Raw genomic sequence first — 20,894 nt, forward strand, 5'->3', positions numbered from 1 at the left:
GAGGTCGAGATGAGCCTTGCCGTGAAGCGCCGCGATCCGGCAGCGCTGGTCCTGCTTGCGGGGCCGGTGCTGCTCTGCGCGCTCGCCATCATCGTGCCGCTCGTGCTGACGCTCGTCGTCAGCTTCTGGGAGCGCAAGATGATCGGCATGCAGCCGGGCTTCACTCTCACCTCCTATGGGCTGTTCTTCGAAGGCGCGCGCTTCTCCGTGCTGAGGCGCAGCTTCTTCGTGGCGATCAGCTCGACCCTGATCATGCTGCTGATCGCCTATGCCGTTGCCTATCTCATCACCTTCCGGCTGAAGCCCAGCCGGACCAGGATCTTCCTGTTCCTGCTCTCCGTACCGTTCCTGGTGAACTATGTGATCAGGACCTTCGCCTGGGCCTATCTGCTCGGGCGCACCGGACCGGTGAACCAGTTCCTGCTCGACCTCGGTGTGATCAACCAGCCGCTCGACTGGCTCCTGTTTTCTGATTTCGCGGTCTATCTCGGCCTGATCGCCGCCTATATGCCCTTCATGGTCTACCCGATCTGGCTGTCGCTGAGCGCGATCGACAAGCGCCTCATCGAGGCCAGCTGGATGCTGGGCGAGGCGCCGCTGCAAACCTTCCTGCGCGTGGTGCTGCCGCTTTCCCTGCCCGGCGTGTTCGCGGCCGCCATTTTCGGGTTCGTCGGCGCCTTCGGCGAGGTCGCCGTCTCGCAGATCCTCGGCGGGGTCGGCTACCAGCTCATGGGCAATGCCATCACCAGCTCGCTGGACGTGCTGAACTATCCCATGGCGGCAGCGATGTCGACGGTGGTGGTCGGCTGCATGCTGATCATGCTGCTCCTGTGGCTCAGGTTCTTCGACCTGCGCCTGTTCCTCGGCAAGGTGCTGGGGCGCTGAGATGAGAGGCAGCCTGCACCTTCTGGTCTGGCTGTGCCTCGCGGCGGTGCTCGTCTTCCTCTATGCGCCCCTCGTGCCGCCGCTGCTGCTGGCCATACGCGACCCGCAGACCGGCGCGGCTACGCTCAACAACTTCGCGGCGATCGGGGCCGACCCGACCCTGGTGAGTGCCATCACCAATTCCGTGCTGCTCGCCGCCATCGTCGGCATCGCCGCCCCCCTGCTCGGGCTTGCGGCAGCCCAGGCGGTACGCAGCTTCGGGCTGCCGCGGCTCATCATCACCATCGTTCTGCTGCCGCTGTTCATCCCCGGCGTGAGCATGGGCGTCTCCACCAGCCTGTTCTTCAGGCTCACCGGCATCGACCCCTCCCTGTTCACCATGGCCGTTGTGCAGACCCTATGGGCGTTGCCGTTTGCCTTTCTCATTATCCTGACGGTGATGTCCGGCTTCGACACGCTTTATCTGGAGGCCGCCTATACGTCCGGTGCCAACCGCCTTCAGGCCTTCCGGGAGGTGGAGCTGCCGCAGATCGCTCCGGGCCTGACCGGGGCTGCGACCTTCTCCGTCATCCTGTCGTTCAACGAGACGGTGCGGACGGCTGTCGTGCAAGGCGGCAACAACACCGTGCAGACCTTCATCTGGTCGCGCTACCAGCAGGTCGGCTTGACCCCGAACATGTACGCCCTGATGAGCCTGATCATCATCGTCACCCTGCTGCTCATCCTCGTTCTGGTGGCGCTCGGCCGCAAGCAGCAGCAAAGCTAGGAGAAGCACTCATGGCCGACATTCTCCTGACCGGCTTTCAGCCCTATGGCGGGCGGCAGCTCAACCCCTCCGCCGAGGTCTTGCGCGCCCTCGGTGGCAGCAGCATCGAAGGCGCGACTGTGCGCACCCTGTTGCTCCCATGCTCATTCACCGCGGCCAAGGATCCGCTGGAGCAGGCCATCGCGACGCACCGGCCCACGGTTGTCCTTTCAACCGGCCTGTGGCCTGGCGAGCCAATGATCCGGCTGGAGCGGGTGGCCGTCAATCGCGCGAGCTTCGAGATCCCCGACAATGACGGCGCGCTCCTTCTCGATGATCCCGTCGACGCCCAGGGGCCGGTCGCCCGCGCCGTCACGCTGCCCGTCGGCCGCATCATCACGGCGCTGCGCCGCAAAGGCATTCCGGCGCGCACCTCCGATACCGCCGGCACCTTCCTCTGCAACGCCACGCTCTATCGCGCGCTGGCCGCCTGCGAGCAGGTGGGCCACGGTGCCCGCTGCGGCTTCCTCCATTTGCCCTATCTGCCGCAGCAGGTGGCGGAGCTGCTGGATGAGCTGAGCCAACAGGGCCAGCTCGAGCTTCACCAGCGGGCGGACCTTGCCTCCATGAGCCTCGACACGATGGTGGAGGCGGTGCGCACCACCTTGGCCGTCTCAGTCGCCGGGGCTTGAGACCTATGCCCGATCAGCCGCTCCTGCATGTCAGCCAGGTTGAAAAGAGCTTCGGCCCGCTGGTCACCGCAGCCGGCGTGGACCTGCAGGTGAGCAACGGCGAGTTCTTCACCATGCTCGGCCCGAGCGGCTCGGGCAAATCCACCGTCCTGCGCATGATCGCGGGGCTGGAGCAGCCGGATGCCGGCCGTATCCTGATCGGCGGCCAGGACGTGACCGAGCTTCCGCCTTGGCGCCGTGAGCTCGGCATGGTGTTCCAGCAATATGCGAACTTCCCCCACATGACGGTCGCACAGAATGTCGGCTATGGCCTGCGGCGCAAACCCATGGACCGCGGCGCCATCGCCAGGCGGGTATCGGAGCTCCTGGAGCTGGTCAATCTGCCGGGCTTCGAGCAACGGTCGGTCACCCGGCTTTCCGGCGGCGAGCAGCAGCGGGTCGCCATCGCTCGGGCGCTGGCGCCGCGGCCGCGGCTGTTGCTGCTGGACGAGCCGTTGTCCGCCCTGGACGAGAAGATCCGCCGGGAGATGCAGGCCCAGCTCAAGGATATCCAGCGCGCCACAGGAACGAGCTTCGTCTATGTCACCCATGACCAGGAAGAGGCGCTGACCATGAGCGACCGGGTGGCCGTGCTCAACCACGGGCACCTGGTGCAGGTTGATGAGCCGCACACGCTGTTCCGGCGCCCCAGGACCAAGTTCGTGGCGGACTTCTTCCGCGGCAGCAATGTGATCACCGGGCAGGTGTCCGACGGTGCCTTTACCTGCGCGGCGTTTCGGCTGCCTGTCTCCGGCACGCAGGCCCGGCTGGCCGAGCCGCCGGCCGTGGCGATCCGTGGCGAGGATATCCGGATCAACGGAACGCCGGGCCCTCAGGATCTCAGCTTTCCCGCCGAACTCGTCCGGATCACCTATCGCGGTGTCTATACCGATTATCAGCTGCGCCTCGCCGATGGTCAGCTGATCACCGCTTCAGCCACCGCGAATCCGGGTGTCGACGTCGGCCAGTCCGTTGAGGTCGCAGTCGCCAAGGAGAGTGTGGTGCTCCTGGAGCCAGAGCCGGTCTGAGCACGGCTTTCCGCGTGCATTGGGCCGGCAATTTCATGAGCTGAACCAGGAACTGGCGCTTCCATACTTCGTTCCGTCCCAAGTTGGCTTTGAATGCACGCGGAAAGGAACGAAGATGTTGCAGAGGGCATCACAGCTCAACGGCTATTCCCTTCGCGCTACTGACGGGGAGATCGGCAGCGTGGATGATCTTCTCATCGATGATCAGTCCTGGACCGTGCGCTGGCTGGTCGTCGATACGGGCACCTGGCTCTCCGGCCGCCGCGTCTTGCTGCCGTCCTCTCATTTGGGGAGGAGCGATCGCGAATTACGGCACATCGCCGTAGACCTGTCGCGGGAGCAAGTCAGGAACAGCCCGGACGTCGACACGCACAGGCCGGTATCGCGCCAGGTCGAAGCGTCAATCTACGGCTATTACGGCTGGAATCCCTATTGGTACGGGATACCGATGGCCTACGGGGCGCCCATGATAGCCGGGGCCGGCCTCGGCTATGGCGAGCTCCCACCATATCCGTTGGAGAGAAGAGAGGCCTCACCTGCCGACAACGCGATCGCCCGGCGCGCCACGGCAGAAGCCGAGAGGCAGCGCGAGGAGGACCAGCATCTGCGCAGCATCGCGGAAGTCACGGATTATTACATCGAGGCGAGCGACGGCGACATCGGTCACGTGGAGGACTTCCTCATTGACGAAGACGCATGGGTGGTCCGCTATGTCATGGTCGATACGAAAAACTGGTGGCCAGGCAAGTTCGTGCTGATTGCGCCGGAGTGGGTGGAGGACATCCGCTGGAGCGAGCAAACGATCCGGGTCCAGCGCACGCGCGAAGACATTAAGAACGCGCCCGAATTCGATCCGTCGCGGCCGGTTGAACGCGATTACGAGGCGCGGCTCTACAACTACTATGGGCTTCCGCCCTATTGGCGGCCAACGGCTTGAGACAAGCCGCCGGCGCTGCCCGTTCGATCGCTCCCATGGAGAGACGGCTGTGCCGGCCCTCACAACACCATCCCGCTTCTGCTGCTTGCGATAAATGTTGAGCCAGAGCTGGATCGCCCCTATTTGCCGAAAGGTGTTGTGAGGGAGCGATCGGATGGGATTGATCATCAATCCGAGAGGAGCAGGCGGATCGGGGAAAACGGAACTGGTCCGCAGAATACTTGAGAAATACGGATGGATCCGCGGGGCATCGTGCAGCAATACTGGAATAGAGCTCATCAATCGACCTGGGCGCGGGCGCCCTTTCGGCTATCATATCCGGCATCCGGGACGCGGGCGGCCGCTTGTCGTCCTTGGCGATTATGAGGTGACGAGCGGCGGGTGCGACACGATCCCGATCGCTCATGGCGGCCTTGAGGAGATCGCGCGGTCCGCTGACGCCTTCGCGACCGCCGGACATGATGTTCTCATCGAAGGATTGGCATTGGGCGCGGACGTCAAATATTCGATGGCTCTGGCGCGTACGCACGACCTGCGCATTATCCGGCTGAGCACGCCGGTCGACCAGTGTGCACGTAATCTCGTCTCACGTCGGCGAATGCGCAGAGATCTGCTCCCGCAGGTTGAACGGACGACGGCGATGGTAGACCGGCATATTGAAGGCGCCTGCCAGCAATTGCGTGCCTATGCGCATATCGAGGTTGCAGCTTTCGAAGACGCTCTCGCGCGCGCACTGTCGCTGCTCGGCATCGGGGCGTTCGAGGCGGCCTGATCACGGGGGCGCGCTATTCGAGATCATCCGCCGCCCAGGCGTATTGATGGAGCCCGCCACGGCCGCTCAAGGCCTGCCCTGCCCTACTTGAGCCCGAGCAGTTCCAAAGTGGATTTGCCCTCCCGGATTTCGGCGAGGAAGATCTCCTCGCGCGCCCTGCGCATTTTCGCTTTTTCGAGGATGGATGAAATGTGGGTTCTCGGGAGACAAATCACCCCATCTCGGTCGCCGACGACCAAGTCTCCCTCTTGGATTGACACGCCGCCGATGAAAACCGATGCGCCGGGCTCCCCCGCATAGCCCTTGGTCGTGCCGCTCAGGCCGACACCACGCGCGAACACCGGGAAGCGCAACTGTTCCAGCGCGGCGGTATCGCGAACACCACCGTTGACGACCACGCCTGCGACCTCGCGTTGTTGTGCCATCGCGGTGAGGATCTCGCCCCAGTAACCGCACGTCGCACCGGCCCCATCAATCACCAGAACGGCGCCTTTGGGTGTCCGATCCATGGCCAAATGAATGGCGAGATTGTCTCCGGACGCACAGCGCACCGGATATGCAGGTCCGGCCAATTGAGCACCGGCCCACATCGCCCGGATGTCCGGCCCCAGCCAAGCCTGCAGCTTGGATGCCTCCAGCAGAGTTGCTGTGCCGAGCTGAAGAACCGCGGCGAGATCCACCTAGGAACCCTTTCTTTGCAGCAGGTGATAGGCGTGGTTCCGACGCGCTTCTCGCAGCGTTGTGCCGGATGAGACTTCGGAAATGATCCGAGCCTCCGTCGCTTCGATCTCCTGCGCCGTTCGCAGCACAGCCTCGGCGCAATCCCAGGGCACCACCACCACCCCGTTGGAATCCCCGAGGATGATATCGTTCGGGCGAACCGGGATATTGCTCAGCTGAACCGTTCCACCGACCTCAGCCAATTCGATCCGATCCTTGCCGGTCCGCATGTATCGCCCCCTGCTGAAGATCGGATACTGATTGTCCAGAGCCAGATCGACATCACGGCACACACCGTCGATGACGGTTCCAGAAAGACCGCGCCGCAAGGCCACTTGGGTCAGGATATCCCCCCACACCGTGCAGTCGATACGGCCACCATTGTCGATCACCACAACCGCCCTCGCGGGGATGTCGTCGATGAAGTCGCCCACAGTGCCCTTTTCGCGAGAGATCGGCCGATAGCGCACAGTGAACGCCGGCCCTGCCATCCTGACCTTGTTGAAAAGCGGAAGAAGCCCGAGGCAACACCCCTCAACGCCGATCCTGTCCATGGCGTCGGACACCGAGGGCGTGGACAGGTTCTTCAAGCCTTCCGATATTGCATGGACGTCCATGGCTCATTCACCTCCCCGTTCCATGATCTTGGCAAATTGCCTGTCATGCATGACTTCGACCACCGATCGGCCCGAGCGTACAGCTTCGATCATCGCCGCCTCGCGCTTTTTCACGCGCTCGGCAATATCGAGAACGTCAGCGATACGGTCTTGGCCGATGAACACGGTCCCACTCGCATCGGCAACGACATAGTCGCCGGAGGAAACCTTCACGCCGGCGAATTCCACGTCGCAGTCAAAATCGGTCTGGACGAGACGGTTACGCGCGCTGACGTGGACGGCACTCCTCCCGAAGACCGGAAAGCGTAGTTCTCTGTTCTCGTCGAGATCGCGGCCCGCGCCATCAATCACCACGCCGCGAATTCCCTTTATGATCGCGGCGTGGGCGATAATCCCGCCCCAACATGAAATGGATTTGTCGCCGGCATTGGCGATCACGAGAACAGTGTCGCTATCCGCCTTTTCGACCGCCGGCGTGATCATGTGCTGCGTTTCCCCGGCGGCCTTTTTATTGTCCACTTGCACCGTGAGAGCCCGCCCGACGATACGCTCACACGGCCACAACGGCAGGATGCCATTCGTGGAACCCGGGAGCCCGAGGAAGTCCAGGGCGTCGGAGATCGCGCACGAATCCATGTATTGCAAGCGAGGCAGCATTCTGGCTTTCCATGTTTGACGCGAAGGTGTTTCGTCTTCAGAACATGCTCGCCGCCACATCGTCCAATTCTCTTTCCGCCACACGCCGATATGCGTTTCGTATCGCACAGTTCGAGGATACTCCTCAGCTCTCGGAGCGTAAAATACGGGATAGGAACTGTTGGGTGCGTTCCGATTCCGGATGGACGAAGAATGATGTCGCATCCCGGTTTTCCATGATCTCTCCGTCGCTCATGAAAACCACGCGATCCGCGACCTTGCTGGCGAACCCCATTTCATGTGTGACGACGATCATCGTCATGCCTTCCTCGGCGAGCAAGATCATGACGTCGAGGACCTCGCTGATCATTTCGGGATCGAGCGCCGATGTCGGCTCGTCAAAGAGCATTGCGACCGGATCCATGGCGAGCGCACGGGCGATTGCAACCCGCTGCTGCTGTCCCCCGGACAGATTCCCGGGATATTTCTGGCCATGGGCAACCATATCCACGCGACGAAGAAGCTCGTGTGCCTTTTCCAAGCTCTCTTGTCTGGTACGGCGCAGTACATTCACCTGCGCCAACACGATGTTTTCGATCGCATTGAGGTGCGGGAACAACTCGAAATGCTGGAACACCATTCCGACGCGAGCGCGCAGTTTCGGAAGTTCGGTTTTCGGATCCCCCACGCTGACGCCGCCCACGATGATTTCGCCCTTCTGAAAGGGCTCGAGGCCGTTCACGCATTTGATCAAGGTTGATTTCCCGGAGCCGGAAGGGCCGCATACAACGACCACCTCGCCTCTCGCGACCTCCAGCGAGCAGTTATTCAGCACACGGAAATTACCGTAGTGCTTCGAAACGTTGCGAATTGAAATCACCGAGATACCCCCCGCTTGGCGGCTGGTAGGCGGAACAGCCTCTACTTCTTTCGTTTTGCCAGCTTCCCGATGTACTGCGAGAAGGCGAAGGACATCGCGAGATAGACAACCGCGACGAAAACGTACATTTCCGGCAAGCGGCCGTCGCGCTGGCCGACCTTGGTCGCGGCGCCGAGAAAATCGGTAAGGGAGAGCACGTAGACGAGCGACGTGTCCTGAAAAAGCACCAGAAGCTGCGTCAACAAGGCTGGAACCATGTTGCGGATGGCCTGCGGCAGGATGATGAGCCGATAGAGCTGCGCGCCATTGAGGCCCAACGCCATGCCTGCATTTCTTTGCCCGTCCGGAATGCCTTGGATGCCGGCTCTGACGATCTCGCAGAAATAGGCCGCCTCGATGAGTATGAACGGGATCAGCGCCGAGAGAAACGCGCCGACCGGCACGGGCCTCGGGAGGCCGAAAATCCATTGGGGAATGAACGGGACAAGGAAATAGAACCAGAATATCAGTAGGATGAGCGGTAGGGACCGCAGCAGGTTGACATATGCCGCTGCAGCATAGGACAGGAGGTGGAAGCGCGACAGACGGGCTATCGCGAGGAGGGTTCCAAGGACGAAGCCTCCAGCGCCAGCAAGGAGTGTCAAAAGCAGCGTGAACCGCATTCCCACCAGGAACAAATATCCGATCGAGTTCCAGATGACTTCAAAATCAAACTCGGAGAACATTTGCCTTCCTTGTAGGATTGGCCGCGCCTTGACGCTTGATCATCCCAGGTATTTGGCAAGCCTGTTCAATGGTTCCCATGATCTTTACAACCGTGAAGTTCATCGCGAGATAGATCAGGCTTGCAACCGTAAACACCTCGAAAATGTGAAACGTGAGCTCCTGAATGAGGCGAGAGCTTGCGGTAAGTTCGACGACTCCGATGGTCAGCGCGATAGCGCTGTTTTTTATGACGCCGATGAACTCACTGGTGAGAGGTGGCACGACGAGACGGAACGCGACCGGCAGCAGCACCAGCCGGTAGGCCTGTCCCCGCGTCAGACCGAGCGCGAGCGCCGCGTTAATCTGGCCGGGAGGGCGGCTCTGAATAGCAGAGCGGAGCAATTCGGCAATCCGCGCCGAGGTATAAAGACCCAGCGCAGCGACCGCCATGATAAACGGCGCTAAAGAAAGCTGCTTTACCCAGGTCGAAGCTTTGCTCGGCAGAAATTCCGGGAAAACAAAGTACCATAAGAACATCTGGACGATGAGCGGAATATTTCTAAACAACTCCACATACGTTGCGGCACCGATACTGAGTATGCGGTTCTCTGCCGTGCGGAGCACACCAACGATAGCGCCCAGCACGAGCGCGATCCCGTAGGAACTCAAGGCAACAGCGGCGGTCCAAAGGGCTCCGTGGAGCAGCACCGCCATGTATGTGTGGGTGCCGTCCGGCGCCAATTCGAACAGGACGCCCCAATCCCAGTTGTAGCTCATCGCAACCCACCACATCCATGCTCGCCGGGAAGCGTTCCGGCGAGCAAGTCTCCCGTTTCGGGCACAACGCTACTTGTAATAGGCTGGATCGGCCGTATCCGAAGGCTGGGCCAGTGCTTTGCGCATGCCGCTGCTAATCGGCAGGTTGAGGACAATGCCACGGGGCGGAATGGGCTCCATGAACCACTTGTTGTAAAGCGATTCCATCTTGCCGGACGTGATGATCTCCAACATGGCGGCATCAACCGCCGCCTTGAACTGCGGATCATCGCGGCGGAGCATGATCGCGTATGGCTCGACCGAAAGCGCCTCCTCCGAAATAATGTAACCATCAGGGTTGCGCGAATTGGCAATGCTGGACGCAGCCAGGATGTCGTCGATCACCATGCCCGCAACGCGATCGGTTTCGAGGAGAAGGAAGGTTTCGGCTATGTCCTTGCCCTGCACGATCTCGAGGTTCAGATTGCGTTCGGCATTCAGCGCCTGCAGCAGACTTATGGTGGTGCTTCCGGCCACCGCAGCCACCCTTTTCCCCGCGAGATCGGCCAGTTGCCTCACGTCGGAATCCTTTTTCGCGGCGACGCGGATCGCGGCAACGAAATGAGTCATGGTGAAGGCGACCTGCTCCTGCCGACGGAGATTGTTGGTTGTGGAGCTGCATTCGAGGTCGATAGTGCCGTTTAGAAGCAGTGGAATACGCGCAGATCCCGCCACAGGAACAGTGGTGATCTTGAGCGGCTCCAGATCGAAGCGCGCCTTGATCTTGTCGGCCACAAGCCGGCACAGCTCATAGGCGTACCCGACGACCTCGCCGTCATCGGTGACATAGGAGAACGGAATGGACGCTTCGCGATGCCCAATAGCAATTGTTCCGGTGTCGGCGATTTTCTTCAGCGTACCCGAAAGTTCTCCAGCATTGGGGGTGGCTGGAAAGACGGCCATAAGTAGCCCGCCAAGAGCCAAACCGCCCAAGATGTTTGGAATTCGTATGGACATAAGCGTCTCCCGTCAGTCCGTTCCTGCACGAAGGGAGCCGATTCTGGGTGTTTCCCCCAATTTTGCTCCTCCCCAGCTCAGCAAAACATATGGACTTGATCCGGTCCAATTCGATCGGCGTGCATCTGTCATATCTGGCGGATATGAAGACTGACAGGATGTGCCAGCCTGATGCCATCTGCCGGAAAGCGTGAATACAGTAAGTCGCCGATAGTATTGGCCAAGCAGCTGCTCCGATAACAGATAATCCTCATTGCGATCACATGCGCAAAGGTGAAGGAGCCAAAATCGGCCCCTTCGTTGCAACGGAAATCACGAGCGACCTCGAGGTCCACATCTTGTCCAGCACCGATCCGCGCCGCCGCCAAATATTTCCGTCATCGTCAAAGCCATTGGGGCCATACTCTCCCGGAATATTGGCCGACGACTATCTCTACATCTCCGGACAAGGCGGTCGGACGATGCAGGAATCGATCGACAAGGTCGCTGCCATCTTGCGCGCCGCAGGTCTGGATGCGCACAATATTGTCTCTACTCAAATCTATCTAAGCGCTGCCGGCGATGCCCCATTGGAGATGCAGGCTTACGATCACTATGTCGGATCGCACCGCCCGGCTCACTTGGCATTTGAGGTTTCGCGAATGCCCCTGGTGTCGGGCGATCCGAGCCAGCCGACAAAGACGGAGCTTCTTGCTGTGGCCTGGACCGGAAAGCCGGCATTTCTGCCGGAAATCGACAATCGCGTTAGCCGGGTTTCGGGTGCCGCCACGATGGACCGCATGTATTTTGCCTTGGACGGTTGGGCTGATCCAACCGCAGAAGGGCTGCGCTCGTTCTTAGGCGACCTTTCGCGGCACCTCACAGAGCATGGAATGGATGTCGACCACCTCGCCTCTCTGACTGTCGTCTACGATGGTTCGTGGGACGATGCCACTGTCCGGGAAGGCTTTGGCAGATTGCTCGATGGAATGGGCGTGGCGGTCAGCTTCCTCCGCGTGAACGCGCTGATCGGCCGTTCGACCATCGCGGTCTCAGCTGTCGCGGCATTGGACAGACAGGCGCTCGATGGCAACCGACCCGGCCTCGACAGCGCGCGGCTCGGCGACACGCTTTTCTGCGGCACATCCCGCGGAACGGGCGCGACGACGGCCGATGCGACGCGCCATTCTCTCGTGCAGCTCGCGAGCAGTGCTTCCGCGCACGGCTTTTCGATCGAGGATGCTGCATTTGTGAACGTCTTTCTCGGTGATCTGACGCAATTTGCGGCGATGAACGAGGTGTACGGAACGTATTTTTCGGAGCCGCCGCCGGCGCGCGCGACCGTCGAGCTCCAAAGGCCCGCCTCTCCGTCCAGCATGATGGCTTCGATGGTTCTCGCACGCAGCCGCTAGATGGATCGAATCTGGCCACCGTCGACACGCAGTATTGCGCCCGTAATGAAGGATGCCGGGCCGCTGCAGAGAAACGCTGCGGCCGCCGCCACTTCGCCGACCGCGCCATAGCGGCCGATTGGGATCTGTGCGGACGACATCCTCCTGATCTCAGAGACATCTAGCCCTCGGCGTTTCGCATTTGCAGCGTCTATCTCGACCACACGCTCCGTTTCGATACGACCTGGCACGATGGTGTTGAGCGTGACGCCGCAGGGAGCGACCTCGTTGGCAACGGTTTTCATCCAGCCAACCAGCGACGGCCTTAGCGCATTGGATATGCCAAGGTTCTCGATGGGCTGAACAATGCCGGATGAAGAAATGTTGAGAACCCTCCCCCATCGCTGATCGACCATGCTCGGCAAGCAAAGATCCACCAACTGAACCAGCCCGAGAAAGAGACGCTCGAACCACCGCATCCATTCCGCGCTCGGCACATTCCTGGCTGGACCCGCGGGAGGTCCTCCGGAATTCAGCACAAGCACATCGGGCGGACCGAAACGCTCGACGACACGCTGGTGAAAACTCGTGGTGGCGTTGATATCTCCGGTGTCCCAGGCAAAGCCCTGTACATGAGCACCAATGCCGGCCGCGGCCGCAGAAGCTGACAAGGATGATCGACTCGTGATCGCGACATGCGCGCCTTCATGGGAAAGGCGCTCCGCGATCGCTCGGCCCATTCCCCGGCTCGCACCGAGTACAAGAGCCCGCTTCCCCGCGAGTTCGAGATCCATTTGGCACTTCCCCATGTTTTCGTCTTTTGGTCGCGATTACGACGACTGGGATCGTCGTTAAGCCGCTGAACAAGTTCCACAATAACGATGATGGCGGCGAGTATGCATCAATATTACACGCGATTCCAAATGAATATGCAACACTACCTTAGATATTACAAAAATAAATATCTGATATTAATTGTATCATCACGCCATTCAGACTCTTAATATGTGCCATTCCCAACGCACTCTCTGACATTCTGGTCGAAATTTTATGGATAATGGCGCGAATAACCTACCGTTGACTTCGCTTCTGGCCGCGACCTGCTTTGAGGCACCGAACACCGTAGAGCGTGCAGCCATCGACGAGCTTGCGAAACAGTGTGTGCTCGATTGGATCGGCGTGTCTCTGGCAGCCATCAAAGAGCCCGCGCCAAAACTCCTGCGCGACGAATTTCTGAAGGAGGGCGTTGGAGAGGAAGCCTCGATCGTCGGCCATCCGCGAAAGGCCCACGCAGCGACGGCAGCCATGCTCAACGCAGCCCTTTCGCATGCATTGGATTATGACGACGTCAACCTGGCCATGCCGGGCCACGCTTCCGTTCCCGTACTGTCGACTGTGCTGGCGCTCGCCGAGAAACGGGGCGCCTCGGGCAGCGATCTGCTGGATGCCTTTGTCGTGGGCTACGAAGCAGTATGCCGCTTGGCACAGCTGGTGGCGCCCGGTCACTACGCACGGGGCTTTCAAGCAACCGCGACTGTTGGATGCCTCGGGGCCGCAGTCGGCGGCGCCTACATCCAACGATTGGATCACGCCCATACGCTGACCGCACTGTCGATTGCCGCGTCCCAGGCAGCAGGCATGAAGTCCGTATTCGGATCGATGAGCAAGATCCTGCAGGTGGCGCGCGCCGCGCAGAACGCAGTGGTTGCAGTGAACCTTGCGCGTCGCGGCCTGACCGGCCGCTCGGATATTCTGGAATGTAGCCAGGGCTTCGCGGCGACACACTCGCCGGACTTCAACCCCGAGGCAGCCCTTCAAAACCCGCGCGGCGGGCTGCACTTGTTCGACAATTTGTTTAAGTACCATGCCGCCTGCTTCGAGACGCACTCGACAATCGACAGCGTGCTCATGCTCATACGCGACGGCCTGTCGCCCGACGAAGTTGAAAGAATGGTCGTTCGCGTCAACCCGGCTTGCGACAAGATTTGCAACATCCAGTCGCCGAGAACCGGCATGGAAGGAAAATTCAGTTTCCGCCTGCTTGCAGCCTTTGCCGCGCTGGGCATCGATACCTCGAGCCCGGAAAGTTATACGGACGAAAACGTCAACAGAAGCGATGTCGTCGAATTACGAGATCGCATCCGCGTGGAGTTCGATGAACGCTTCCCGCTGACATTCGCGCAAGTCACGGCGTTCACCCGCGGCGGGCGCGAATTGTCAGCCAGATCGGATTGCGGCATGCCCGAAACCGATGTGATGCAGCAAGGCGAGCGGGTAATCTCCAAATTTCACATGCTCGTCGAACCGATATTGGGACCCGCTCGAACGAGAGAAATCGTCTCCTGCGTAGGCCGGCTGGAGAGGTTGGGCGAGGTCCGCGAGCTCTGCGCGACCTTTTCGGGAACATCGGCGGCCGTTTGGTGACGGCTAGTGGAAACGCTCGCTGGGACATCTCCTATTATGGATGAAGATCGTCGCAAAATCCTGTCGTCGCTTTCGACGGCCACCATAACCACGCTCCTGTTGAAAAGTGGCGTGCGCAGAACGTGGATGAAGGGTCCTAGACGGCTGCGGCCAGGTAATCGGCTGGTCGGACCAGCCTTCACCCTCCGCTTCATCCCCGGCCGAGAGGATTTGGCGAACCCGGCGGCCTGGACTTCGCCAAGCTCGAGCCGCGCCGCAATCGAGCGCGTCGAACCCGGCAGTGTCGCGGTTGTCGCTGCCGGCGGCATTGATGACTGCGGAATTCTTGGCGACATCTTGTGCGCCCGGTTGAGGCTGCGGGGGGTTGCAGGCCTCGTCAGCGATGGGCCGGTTCGTGATGCGGCCGGCGTGATCGCGACAGGCCTGCCCGTCTGGGCCCGAGGTGCAGCAGCACCACCCTCGATCGCTGGATTGACATTCGTCGGGTGCCAAGAGCCGGTGGGGTGCGGCGGCGTTGCGGTGCTTCCCGGGGACATCATCGTAGCAGACGACGACGGCGCGGTGGTCATCCCGAAAGAGCTCGTGGACGAGATCATCAAGGATGGGCCTGCGCAGGAGGAACTCGAGGCATGGATTCTGAAGGAGGTCGAGGAGGGTCAGCCCCTCCCCGGTCTTTACCCGCCCGACGAGGCGGCCAAGGCCAGATTTGCAGCGCGAACTCCGCCTACGGCGTCTGCAAGCAACGGCGCTCCCTCGGGATGAGCCGTAACAGCATGCACCTGCGCTTTGATCGCGGCGATGAGCTTGCCTAGCCCGCTGGCCTGCGGCCGGTTTCGCGATGTCGCAAGAACAATGTGACGGGTGACTGGCGGATCGGCGATCGGGAGGGCGAATATCTGATGCGATGCGATCTGGCGGGCGACGCTCGCAGCCGGCAGGACCGATCCGGCAATCCCGCTTTCGACGAACTGAACGATCGAAGAGAATGAATCGACCTCGAACTGGATATCGAGCCGCAGGTGCCTTGCGTTCGCGACCTCTTCGAGCAGAACGCGTAGAGCGTGAGGCCGGGCCGGCAGCACGAGCGGCTGCCGGCAGAGCGTCTCGAAGCAAATCTCTGACTTGGCCTGCCATTTGGAGGCGGCCGTCACAAAACACAGGCGTTCGTAGAACAGCGGCTCGGCGGAAAACTGGTCGGCAGCCCTTGGGCGATACATGATCGCGACATCCGCCTCGCCGCGGGACAGCTTGTCAACCAGGCTGGTTGTGAAGCCCTCGATAAGGCGCAGCCTGATGCCGGGGAACTCCGAGAGCAGCGCCGTCGTGAGCGGCAGGGTCAGAACTGCGCTCAAAGTTGGCGGCAGTCCGATAACGGCATTGCGGACGCCACTACCGAGATGAGAGATCAGCTCTGCCGCATATGAAAGGTCAGAGAGGATGGCGCGAGCGCGGCCAAGCAAGGCCTCGCCCGCTTCCGTCAGGATGAGACCCCGGCCGTTCCGATAGAACAACGCGGCTCCAAGTTCGTCCTCGAGCAGACGAAGCTGACGGCTAAGCGAGGGTTGGGTCAGCGAGAGCGACAGCGCAGCGCGTGACAACGACCCGCTCTCGGCAATTCTCACGAACAAGGCGAGCTGATCTGAGGTCATGGCATACCGGCCTCCGCGGCCCGCCCCCTCTCGGCAGTTCGGGTCTGCCTGTGTCGATTTCTATTGCCACGATACGGTAAGCATGCAGCAAGATCCGCAAAAATATATTTATCCTCGCTCATTGATATGTTAATCGTATGAACAATCAACGATCGAGACATCATGGACTTTCGCGACGTAAGGCGGCTGACCTATTTCGTGGCTGTTGCCGAAGAGCTGCATTTCGGACGGGCCGCAGCACGATTGGGCATGGCCCAGCCACCTCTGAGCCAGCAGATCCAGGACCTCGAAGCCCGATTGCAAGTCAAGCTGTTCGAGCGCAACCGCCGTGCCGTGACGCTGACGCCGACGGGCGAGCTCCTCCTGCGAGAAGCACGTCGAGTCCTGTCGGATATCGAAAGGCTCCAGGTCATCGCGCGCCGAGCGAAGGACGGTATGCGTAACGTGCTGCGGATCGGATGCATCACATCTGCACTGTTCGATCCTTTGCCGCGTCTCCTCGCGGCCGCAAAGGAGCGAGATCCGGAATTCGAGGTCCTCATACGAGAAGTCAATACGGCCCATGCCCAGGACATGCTTCGGCGCCGGGAGATTGACATCGCACTCATTCGGATTATGCGGACTGAGAAGGATCTCACCGTCCTTCCGCTTACGTCCGACCATTTGGTTGCCGCGGTTCCACATCGCCACCGGCTTGCACGGGAGAGGCAAATCCATATAACGCGACTTGCGGACGAAGAGATGATCTTCGCATCCCGCCATGTGAATCCTGAACTCTACGATGCGATCATCTCGGGCTGTATCCGGAACGGCTTTAGCCCTTTGATCAAGCATGAGGCCGTCTCGATCATCTCGCAGATAGGCTTTGTCGCATGCGGCCTCGGCGTGGCGATCGTACCAAAGACATCTTCGCGGCTGCGCGTCGGCAATGTGAAATTCATCGAGCTGGACGAGCAGATCCGGATCAACGAAATCTCGCTCGTGTTTCGTAATGATCCGGGATCAGAGCGACTGAAGAATCTCCTGATATGACGATCTTCGTCTTTCAGCCAGGCGAACAAAATATTGTTCCGAAGACCGCGGCAGCCGGTATATGGCCTGGTTTTTAGGAGGGCAACGGATGATAAACAAGGACGCGATCGCGCCGCGCCCGTGGGGCTCCAACTGCTTCAGCTGGGACCTGGTGGACCGGCCTGACATGCTTGTCGTTCAAGAGGCGATGCCCCCAGGAACATCCGAGCTGCGCCACTTTCATACCAAGGCGCGGCAATTCTTCTTCGTCCTTTCGGGAGAGCTGACGATCGAGGTGGAGGGCGAAAGAACCAAACTGGCGGTTCACGACGGCATCGAGATCGTGCCAGGCCGGTCTCATCAGGTCCTCAACGAATCCGATCGGGAGGCAACATTTCTTGCAATAGCATGCCCCACGACGAAGGGAGATCGCACATTGAGCCCCCGGTGAAGCGGCGGACGCCGGCGCGAAGGCTCGTGTGAAGGAAACGCATCATGTTTGATTAGACGCCAGGTCTCACAACTGAGCTCTCAAGCTTCCGACCTGGCCAGCAGGTAAATTCGTTCGCTCGGAAACTCCATTTCCGGATAGGGCGGCCGGATGAGCGTGGAGTCGATGGTGAAGCCGGCCTCCTTCAGCATCTCAGACAATTGTGCCGGCGAGAAGAAGTAGCCTGTCAGCGAGACTGGCTTGCCGAACCACTCGTCCACCTGCGTAGCACCGTCGCCGACGTGAAATGCGACGAGCAAGAGGCCATCCGGTTGCAAATTTCGCCTGAACCGGTGGAAGGCCTCCTGAAGATCGGACGGAGGCAGATGAATGAGCGAATAGAAGGCCACGATCCCAGCTGGCGCTTTCGGCCTTTCGCCGAGATCCGCAAAGCCGCCCACGGAAAAGGCGACTTGGGGGTGAGCCCGGCGTGCTTCCGCAATCATGGCCGCCGAAATGTCGATACCTTCCACCTCCACGCCGGCATCATGCAAGTACCGCGTCACGTCGCCTGGCCCGCAGCCGATGTCAAACACTGGGCCGCGGCGGCCGAGCCGCTGAACAAACTGGTGGAGAAATGCCAAATCGAGCGGCTTGCGGTCCACGCCGGCGACACTTGCAGCATACGCCTGGGCGACTGCGTCATAGCTGTCCGCCACGCGTCGATCCCGTTCTGCACTCTCCATTGGCGGCATATCACCGGATGTCATGCTGGCCCGTTGCGACTTTTGCGAGATCAAGCAAATGCACTTCCCCGATCGTCGTAGTCTGCTCGGCCGTGAGGAGGTCCGCAGCGAGAATCCTGGACACGGTCTCCTGGTAAGTCGGCGAGGTATCAAGTGCTTTCACGGCGTCCAGGTCTTCCCAGAACGTCATAACGAGGCCTGTCTCGTCATCACGGCTCATCACGCAGCCGAGAAATCCCTTTTGCTTGCAGAACATGGGCAGGGAAATCTCTCGCGCAAACGTCTCGTATGCGTCACCGCGTCCAGGTTTCAATCCTGTCTTCCAGAGTCGCCCGATCATTAGGAGCCTCATTTGGTTGAGAGCGGAGTCGAACTTGGCCTCGTACGCAGATAACGTGAACCCGGATAGGTATAAGGGCATATTCGCCGGTCGCCTTTGTCAAGCACCTGAATTGAGGATCTTGAACTTCAAGCTGCTTCAAGCGGTAGACGAGCGTCAGTGCTCAAGTAGGGAAGACGATCCATGTTCATGGAACTAGGCGCAAAAGCGGAAAAGTTGCCCCGGGAGGCAGTAACAGCGGGCTGCTTTCTCGGTTTCCCTTGGGGGTGGAGCCTGAATGCACGATTGCGCTCACCAGAACCTTGCCGCTTTCCCTGGACACACTCTAGGTTGTCTCCATCGCATATGCGCCGCTGCATGGGCGGGAACGCGGAGACAGCTATCCGTGTCGGTGGCCGTTACCGCATGCAGATCCGATCCGAGCGAGTTCCTGAAACACCCTGCGGCGCCCGGAAAACGGCAGCACGGGAGCTCATGCGCACCACTGGCCGGGACAGCGAGGGCCCTGAAGGCCCGAACCGGTGCGGCCGGCCTCGACCGAATGGCTCGACAGGCTAAAGCATTTTCGAGCGAGGTGGACACCGGTTCGCGTGAAGAAAATGCGACCAAGCAAGGACCTAGCGCGGATCCGCGATTCGCAGAAAAGCGGAACGCGCTAGAAACCACCCTGCGGCCCGAAACAGACAAGGGAGCAAGACAATGATCCGTTGCAACCTATCTTCGGTATTGGTGCACGACCAACAGAAGGCCGAGGACTTCTATGTCGGCAAGCTGGGCTTCGTGAAAAAGCAGGATTTTCCGGCCGACGGAGCGCGATGGCTGACGGTGATCGCGGCGGATGGCTCGGGGGTCGAGTTGCTGCTGGAACCCTCCGGCTATGAGTTCTCGCGCGCCTACCAGAAGGCGCTCTACGACAATGGCATCCCCTTCACCTCGCTCGGCTGCGACAACGTTCAGGCGGAATATGAACGGCTTACGAAGCTAGGCGTGCAATTCCGGAGAGAGCCCCAGAAGCATGGGGATTACCCCACCACCGCCATACTCGAGGATGGCTGCGGAAACCTGATCATGCTGCACGAGTCCACTGAGTAAGGCCGTGACGCTTCACGGCCATTGAACCAACGGTCCCATAGAGCGCGTCATCCGTCCGGGTACGTCCATGTGCTGGAGACGGCGATTTCAGCCTCTATGGGACGGCAAAGCTGCGGCGTCTGCTCATTACGCGTTCGCGGCAGCCTTTTTCATGGTCCGGGTCACCTTATAAGAGCGTTGATCAGGGCGCGGCCGAGCCTCGATTTAATCCTCGCTCTAAGACTTTCCAGATTTGCCGCAAAGCCAATCGCCGATCTGGTTGTGACCGTTCCGTCGGCGCGAGGTATTTTGAGTATTTGCTCCGCGTTTCCATGTGCCAGCTTTTCTCTATCCGCGGCCGATAGATTTACGCTGCGTAGGAAATCGACCCCTTCGATATTGTCGCGGAACGGATCATCAACAGCAAATAGGATATTGTCGATATTGATATAGGCCTTTGCGCATTCGAATACGGGCTGATCAAAAACCCCACTCGTCGTGATGAACACGTTCCGTGACATATAGTAATTCAAACTCCTTTCCATACCGGCGCTGGATGGCGCGATATGCGCGGCCCGAGCCGCTTCCGCTCTAATGAGCCACTCGCCAAAGGTGAGGGCTTGGGCCAGACGCGCCATGGTGTAGGGTATTAATTCACCCATATGCCCGACAATGATCTTTAACTTTGGATGACGATCAAATACGCCCGAAACAATCATCCTCAGCAGGTGCGTACCGGTTTCTACGAGAAACCCCCAGGCCGGGATGAGAGCGGGATAGTTTTCATAATAAGCGTCAATGACAGGTGGGGGAGGATCAGTCGGGTGAATGTATATCGGAACATCAAGCGCTTCGGCCCGGCTGAGCAGGACTGAGAAGGAGCGGTCATCGAGATACTTCCCGTTGGTGTGCCCATTGACAAGGGCACCCTTGAATTGATGCTGCCTAACAGTTCGTTCAAGCTCGTCGGCGGCATCCGGTGGCGATTGCGTAGGCAGCATCGCAAAGCCGGCAAACCGCTCGGGATAGGCCCTCACTATTTCGCCCAACCAATCATTGACCTCTCGGCATAGAGCCACCGACAACCCTGCATCAGTGAGCGCTTGGACGCCGGGCTGCACATGGGAAAGCACTTGCAGGTCAATCCCTGCCGCGTCCATACGACGGATGCGCTCCGGTCCCACATCCATGAGCCTGGGCTTGACCAATCTGAACCGCTGCTGGAGCCAATCCGGATAGTGCTCCCAAACCTTGGGGTGCAAAAATGCTTCCTCCAGAGCAATAATCCGTGCGGCGGGTTTGCCGTTGATGAGCATCATCGCACCTTTCGATGGCGCCTTGGTGAGACCGCGCAGTAGCTTGGATGTTCTGCGTGCGATCTAGGGTCCACGCGTCGATACGACGAAAATAGACATTGCAGCCGT

Annotated in this window: 24 protein-coding genes; 12 read left to right on the forward strand and 12 right to left on the reverse strand. The window is 60.1% G+C overall.

The features are described from left to right. Nucleotides 1–9: 9 nt before the first annotated feature. The 6 genes from E4P09_RS10040 (at nucleotide 10) to E4P09_RS10065 (ending at nucleotide 5,098) form a co-directional block, all read left to right on the forward strand. A complete protein-coding gene (locus tag E4P09_RS10040) occupies nucleotides 10–885 on the forward strand; it encodes an ABC transporter permease (protein ID WP_137389478.1) in 876 nt (291 codons plus the stop codon). A gap of 1 nt (nucleotide 886) precedes the next feature. Further along, entirely contained in the window at nucleotides 887–1,651 is a 765-nt protein-coding gene (locus E4P09_RS10045; RefSeq protein WP_137389479.1) for an ABC transporter permease, read from the forward strand. A gap of 11 nt (nucleotides 1,652–1,662) precedes the next feature. Continuing rightward, a complete protein-coding gene (locus tag E4P09_RS10050; RefSeq protein WP_137389480.1) occupies nucleotides 1,663–2,322 on the forward strand; it encodes a pyroglutamyl-peptidase I in 660 nt (219 codons plus the stop codon). Nucleotides 2,323–2,327: 5 nt separating this feature from the next. After that, the gene (locus E4P09_RS10055) at nucleotides 2,328–3,389 is read left to right on the forward strand and encodes an ABC transporter ATP-binding protein (protein ID WP_137389481.1); all 1,062 of its coding nucleotides are present in this window, start codon (nucleotides 2,328–2,330) and stop codon (nucleotides 3,387–3,389) included. 115 nt (nucleotides 3,390–3,504) lie between these two features. Further along, on the forward strand, nucleotides 3,505–4,326 hold the full coding sequence (locus E4P09_RS10060) for a PRC-barrel domain-containing protein (protein ID WP_137389482.1): 822 nt from the start codon (nucleotides 3,505–3,507) through the stop codon (nucleotides 4,324–4,326). Nucleotides 4,327–4,480: 154 nt separating this feature from the next. Beyond that, nucleotides 4,481–5,098, forward strand: coding sequence for a hypothetical protein (locus E4P09_RS10065; protein ID WP_137389483.1), 618 nt, complete (start codon nucleotides 4,481–4,483; stop codon nucleotides 5,096–5,098). A gap of 83 nt (nucleotides 5,099–5,181) precedes the next feature. Here E4P09_RS10065 and E4P09_RS10070 read toward each other — a convergent pair whose 3' ends face one another. The 7 genes from E4P09_RS10070 to E4P09_RS10100 all read right to left on the reverse strand — a co-directional run bounded on the left by E4P09_RS10070 (nucleotide 5,182) and on the right by E4P09_RS10100 (nucleotide 10,429). Beyond that, nucleotides 5,182–5,778: an RraA family protein gene (locus E4P09_RS10070; protein ID WP_205042080.1), complete on the reverse strand. Its 597-nt coding sequence runs from the start codon at nucleotides 5,776–5,778 to the stop codon at nucleotides 5,182–5,184. Continuing rightward, nucleotides 5,779–6,435, reverse strand: a complete 657-nt coding sequence (locus tag E4P09_RS10075; RefSeq protein WP_137389484.1) for an RraA family protein — start codon at nucleotides 6,433–6,435, stop codon at nucleotides 5,779–5,781. 3 nt (nucleotides 6,436–6,438) lie between these two features. Continuing rightward, nucleotides 6,439–7,092 (reverse strand): RraA family protein, encoded by a 654-nt coding sequence (locus E4P09_RS10080; protein ID WP_137389485.1) that lies wholly within the window; start codon nucleotides 7,090–7,092, stop codon nucleotides 6,439–6,441. Nucleotides 7,093–7,216: 124 nt separating this feature from the next. After that, a complete protein-coding gene (locus E4P09_RS10085; protein WP_137389486.1) occupies nucleotides 7,217–7,951 on the reverse strand; it encodes an amino acid ABC transporter ATP-binding protein in 735 nt (244 codons plus the stop codon). 41 nt (nucleotides 7,952–7,992) lie between these two features. Further along, on the reverse strand, nucleotides 7,993–8,676 hold the full coding sequence (locus tag E4P09_RS10090) for an amino acid ABC transporter permease (protein ID WP_137389487.1): 684 nt from the start codon (nucleotides 8,674–8,676) through the stop codon (nucleotides 7,993–7,995). Continuing rightward, nucleotides 8,660–9,433 (reverse strand): amino acid ABC transporter permease, encoded by a 774-nt coding sequence (locus tag E4P09_RS10095; protein ID WP_137389488.1) that lies wholly within the window; start codon nucleotides 9,431–9,433, stop codon nucleotides 8,660–8,662. The genes E4P09_RS10090 and E4P09_RS10095 overlap by 17 nt, the downstream gene beginning before the upstream one ends. A 69-nt stretch (nucleotides 9,434–9,502) precedes the next feature. After that, nucleotides 9,503–10,429, reverse strand: a complete 927-nt coding sequence (locus E4P09_RS10100; RefSeq protein ID WP_205042081.1) for an amino acid ABC transporter substrate-binding protein — start codon at nucleotides 10,427–10,429, stop codon at nucleotides 9,503–9,505. Between the two features lie 263 nt (nucleotides 10,430–10,692). On the opposite strand from E4P09_RS10100, the gene E4P09_RS10105 reads away from it, so the two are divergent. Next, complete coding sequence (locus E4P09_RS10105) at nucleotides 10,693–11,820, forward strand: Rid family hydrolase (RefSeq protein WP_137389489.1); 1,128 nt, start codon at nucleotides 10,693–10,695, stop codon at nucleotides 11,818–11,820. Here the strand turns inward: E4P09_RS10105 and E4P09_RS10110 are convergent. Beyond that, on the reverse strand, nucleotides 11,817–12,593 hold the full coding sequence (locus tag E4P09_RS10110; protein WP_137389490.1) for an SDR family oxidoreductase: 777 nt from the start codon (nucleotides 12,591–12,593) through the stop codon (nucleotides 11,817–11,819). The two genes, E4P09_RS10105 and E4P09_RS10110, sit on opposite strands and share 4 nt — an antisense overlap. A gap of 256 nt (nucleotides 12,594–12,849) precedes the next feature. Here E4P09_RS10110 and E4P09_RS10115 point away from each other — a divergent pair, with 256 nt between their 5' ends. Both E4P09_RS10115 and E4P09_RS10120 read left to right on the forward strand, forming a co-directional pair. After that, nucleotides 12,850–14,223: an MmgE/PrpD family protein gene (locus tag E4P09_RS10115; RefSeq protein ID WP_137389491.1), complete on the forward strand. Its 1,374-nt coding sequence runs from the start codon at nucleotides 12,850–12,852 to the stop codon at nucleotides 14,221–14,223. A gap of 36 nt (nucleotides 14,224–14,259) precedes the next feature. Then, nucleotides 14,260–14,985, forward strand: a complete 726-nt coding sequence (locus E4P09_RS10120; protein WP_137389492.1) for a ribonuclease activity regulator RraA — start codon at nucleotides 14,260–14,262, stop codon at nucleotides 14,983–14,985. On the opposite strand, the gene E4P09_RS10125 is transcribed toward E4P09_RS10120, so the two are convergent. Continuing rightward, the gene (locus E4P09_RS10125) at nucleotides 14,898–15,872 is read right to left on the reverse strand and encodes a LysR family transcriptional regulator (protein ID WP_137389493.1); all 975 of its coding nucleotides are present in this window, start codon (nucleotides 15,870–15,872) and stop codon (nucleotides 14,898–14,900) included. The two genes, E4P09_RS10120 and E4P09_RS10125, sit on opposite strands and share 88 nt — an antisense overlap. 162 nt (nucleotides 15,873–16,034) lie before the next feature. Between E4P09_RS10125 and E4P09_RS10130 the strand changes: the two genes are divergently transcribed. Together E4P09_RS10130 and E4P09_RS10135 are read left to right on the forward strand one after the other, a co-directional pair. After that, nucleotides 16,035–16,904, forward strand: coding sequence for a LysR family transcriptional regulator (locus tag E4P09_RS10130; protein WP_137389494.1), 870 nt, complete (start codon nucleotides 16,035–16,037; stop codon nucleotides 16,902–16,904). A 61-nt stretch (nucleotides 16,905–16,965) separates the two neighbouring features. Then, complete coding sequence (locus E4P09_RS10135) at nucleotides 16,966–17,334, forward strand: cupin domain-containing protein (protein ID WP_205042082.1); 369 nt, start codon at nucleotides 16,966–16,968, stop codon at nucleotides 17,332–17,334. 80 nt (nucleotides 17,335–17,414) lie between these two features. On the opposite strand, the gene E4P09_RS10140 is transcribed toward E4P09_RS10135, so the two are convergent. Further along, entirely contained in the window at nucleotides 17,415–18,032 is a 618-nt protein-coding gene (locus E4P09_RS10140; RefSeq protein ID WP_170984345.1) for a class I SAM-dependent DNA methyltransferase, read from the reverse strand. 37 nt (nucleotides 18,033–18,069) lie between these two features. Next, nucleotides 18,070–18,399: an antibiotic biosynthesis monooxygenase family protein gene (locus tag E4P09_RS10145; RefSeq protein ID WP_137389496.1), complete on the reverse strand. Its 330-nt coding sequence runs from the start codon at nucleotides 18,397–18,399 to the stop codon at nucleotides 18,070–18,072. Between the two features lie 699 nt (nucleotides 18,400–19,098). Here E4P09_RS10145 and E4P09_RS10150 point away from each other — a divergent pair. After that, on the forward strand, nucleotides 19,099–19,491 hold the full coding sequence (locus E4P09_RS10150) for a VOC family protein (RefSeq protein WP_137389497.1): 393 nt from the start codon (nucleotides 19,099–19,101) through the stop codon (nucleotides 19,489–19,491). 161 nt (nucleotides 19,492–19,652) lie between these two features. Here E4P09_RS10150 and E4P09_RS10155 read toward each other — a convergent pair whose 3' ends face one another. Next, nucleotides 19,653–20,789 (reverse strand): amidohydrolase family protein, encoded by a 1,137-nt coding sequence (locus tag E4P09_RS10155; RefSeq protein WP_137389498.1) that lies wholly within the window; start codon nucleotides 20,787–20,789, stop codon nucleotides 19,653–19,655. Nucleotides 20,790–20,894: the final 105 nt, after the last annotated feature.

Origin of the sequence: Rhodoligotrophos defluvii, from assembly GCF_005281615.1 — a bacterium.
Taxonomy (GTDB): domain Bacteria; phylum Pseudomonadota; class Alphaproteobacteria; order Rhizobiales; family Im1; genus Rhodoligotrophos; species Rhodoligotrophos defluvii.

Coding starts and splice junctions, on each gene's coding strand:
- E4P09_RS10040 (WP_137389478.1), top strand. CDS start 10: ATGAGCCTTGCCGTGAAGCGCCGCGATCCGGCAGCGCTGGTCCTGCTT.
- E4P09_RS10045 (WP_137389479.1), top strand. CDS start 887: ATGAGAGGCAGCCTGCACCTTCTGGTCTGGCTGTGCCTCGCGGCGGTG.
- E4P09_RS10050 (WP_137389480.1), top strand. CDS start 1,663: ATGGCCGACATTCTCCTGACCGGCTTTCAGCCCTATGGCGGGCGGCAG.
- E4P09_RS10055 (WP_137389481.1), top strand. CDS start 2,328: ATGCCCGATCAGCCGCTCCTGCATGTCAGCCAGGTTGAAAAGAGCTTC.
- E4P09_RS10060 (WP_137389482.1), top strand. CDS start 3,505: ATGTTGCAGAGGGCATCACAGCTCAACGGCTATTCCCTTCGCGCTACT.
- E4P09_RS10065 (WP_137389483.1), top strand. CDS start 4,481: ATGGGATTGATCATCAATCCGAGAGGAGCAGGCGGATCGGGGAAAACG.
- E4P09_RS10075 (WP_137389484.1), bottom strand. CDS start 6,435: ATGGACGTCCATGCAATATCGGAAGGCTTGAAGAACCTGTCCACGCCC.
- E4P09_RS10080 (WP_137389485.1), bottom strand. CDS start 7,092: ATGCTGCCTCGCTTGCAATACATGGATTCGTGCGCGATCTCCGACGCC.
- E4P09_RS10090 (WP_137389487.1), bottom strand. CDS start 8,676: ATGTTCTCCGAGTTTGATTTTGAAGTCATCTGGAACTCGATCGGATAT.
- E4P09_RS10095 (WP_137389488.1), bottom strand. CDS start 9,433: ATGAGCTACAACTGGGATTGGGGCGTCCTGTTCGAATTGGCGCCGGAC.
- E4P09_RS10100 (WP_205042081.1), bottom strand. CDS start 10,429: ATGTCCATACGAATTCCAAACATCTTGGGCGGTTTGGCTCTTGGCGGG.
- E4P09_RS10105 (WP_137389489.1), top strand. CDS start 10,693: ATGCGCAAAGGTGAAGGAGCCAAAATCGGCCCCTTCGTTGCAACGGAA.
- E4P09_RS10110 (WP_137389490.1), bottom strand. CDS start 12,593: ATGGATCTCGAACTCGCGGGGAAGCGGGCTCTTGTACTCGGTGCGAGC.
- E4P09_RS10115 (WP_137389491.1), top strand. CDS start 12,850: ATGGATAATGGCGCGAATAACCTACCGTTGACTTCGCTTCTGGCCGCG.
- E4P09_RS10120 (WP_137389492.1), top strand. CDS start 14,260: ATGGATGAAGATCGTCGCAAAATCCTGTCGTCGCTTTCGACGGCCACC.
- E4P09_RS10125 (WP_137389493.1), bottom strand. CDS start 15,872: ATGACCTCAGATCAGCTCGCCTTGTTCGTGAGAATTGCCGAGAGCGGG.
- E4P09_RS10130 (WP_137389494.1), top strand. CDS start 16,035: ATGGACTTTCGCGACGTAAGGCGGCTGACCTATTTCGTGGCTGTTGCC.
- E4P09_RS10135 (WP_205042082.1), top strand. CDS start 16,966: ATGGCCTGGTTTTTAGGAGGGCAACGGATGATAAACAAGGACGCGATC.
- E4P09_RS10145 (WP_137389496.1), bottom strand. CDS start 18,399: ATGATCGGGCGACTCTGGAAGACAGGATTGAAACCTGGACGCGGTGAC.
- E4P09_RS10150 (WP_137389497.1), top strand. CDS start 19,099: ATGATCCGTTGCAACCTATCTTCGGTATTGGTGCACGACCAACAGAAG.
- E4P09_RS10155 (WP_137389498.1), bottom strand. CDS start 20,789: ATGATGCTCATCAACGGCAAACCCGCCGCACGGATTATTGCTCTGGAG.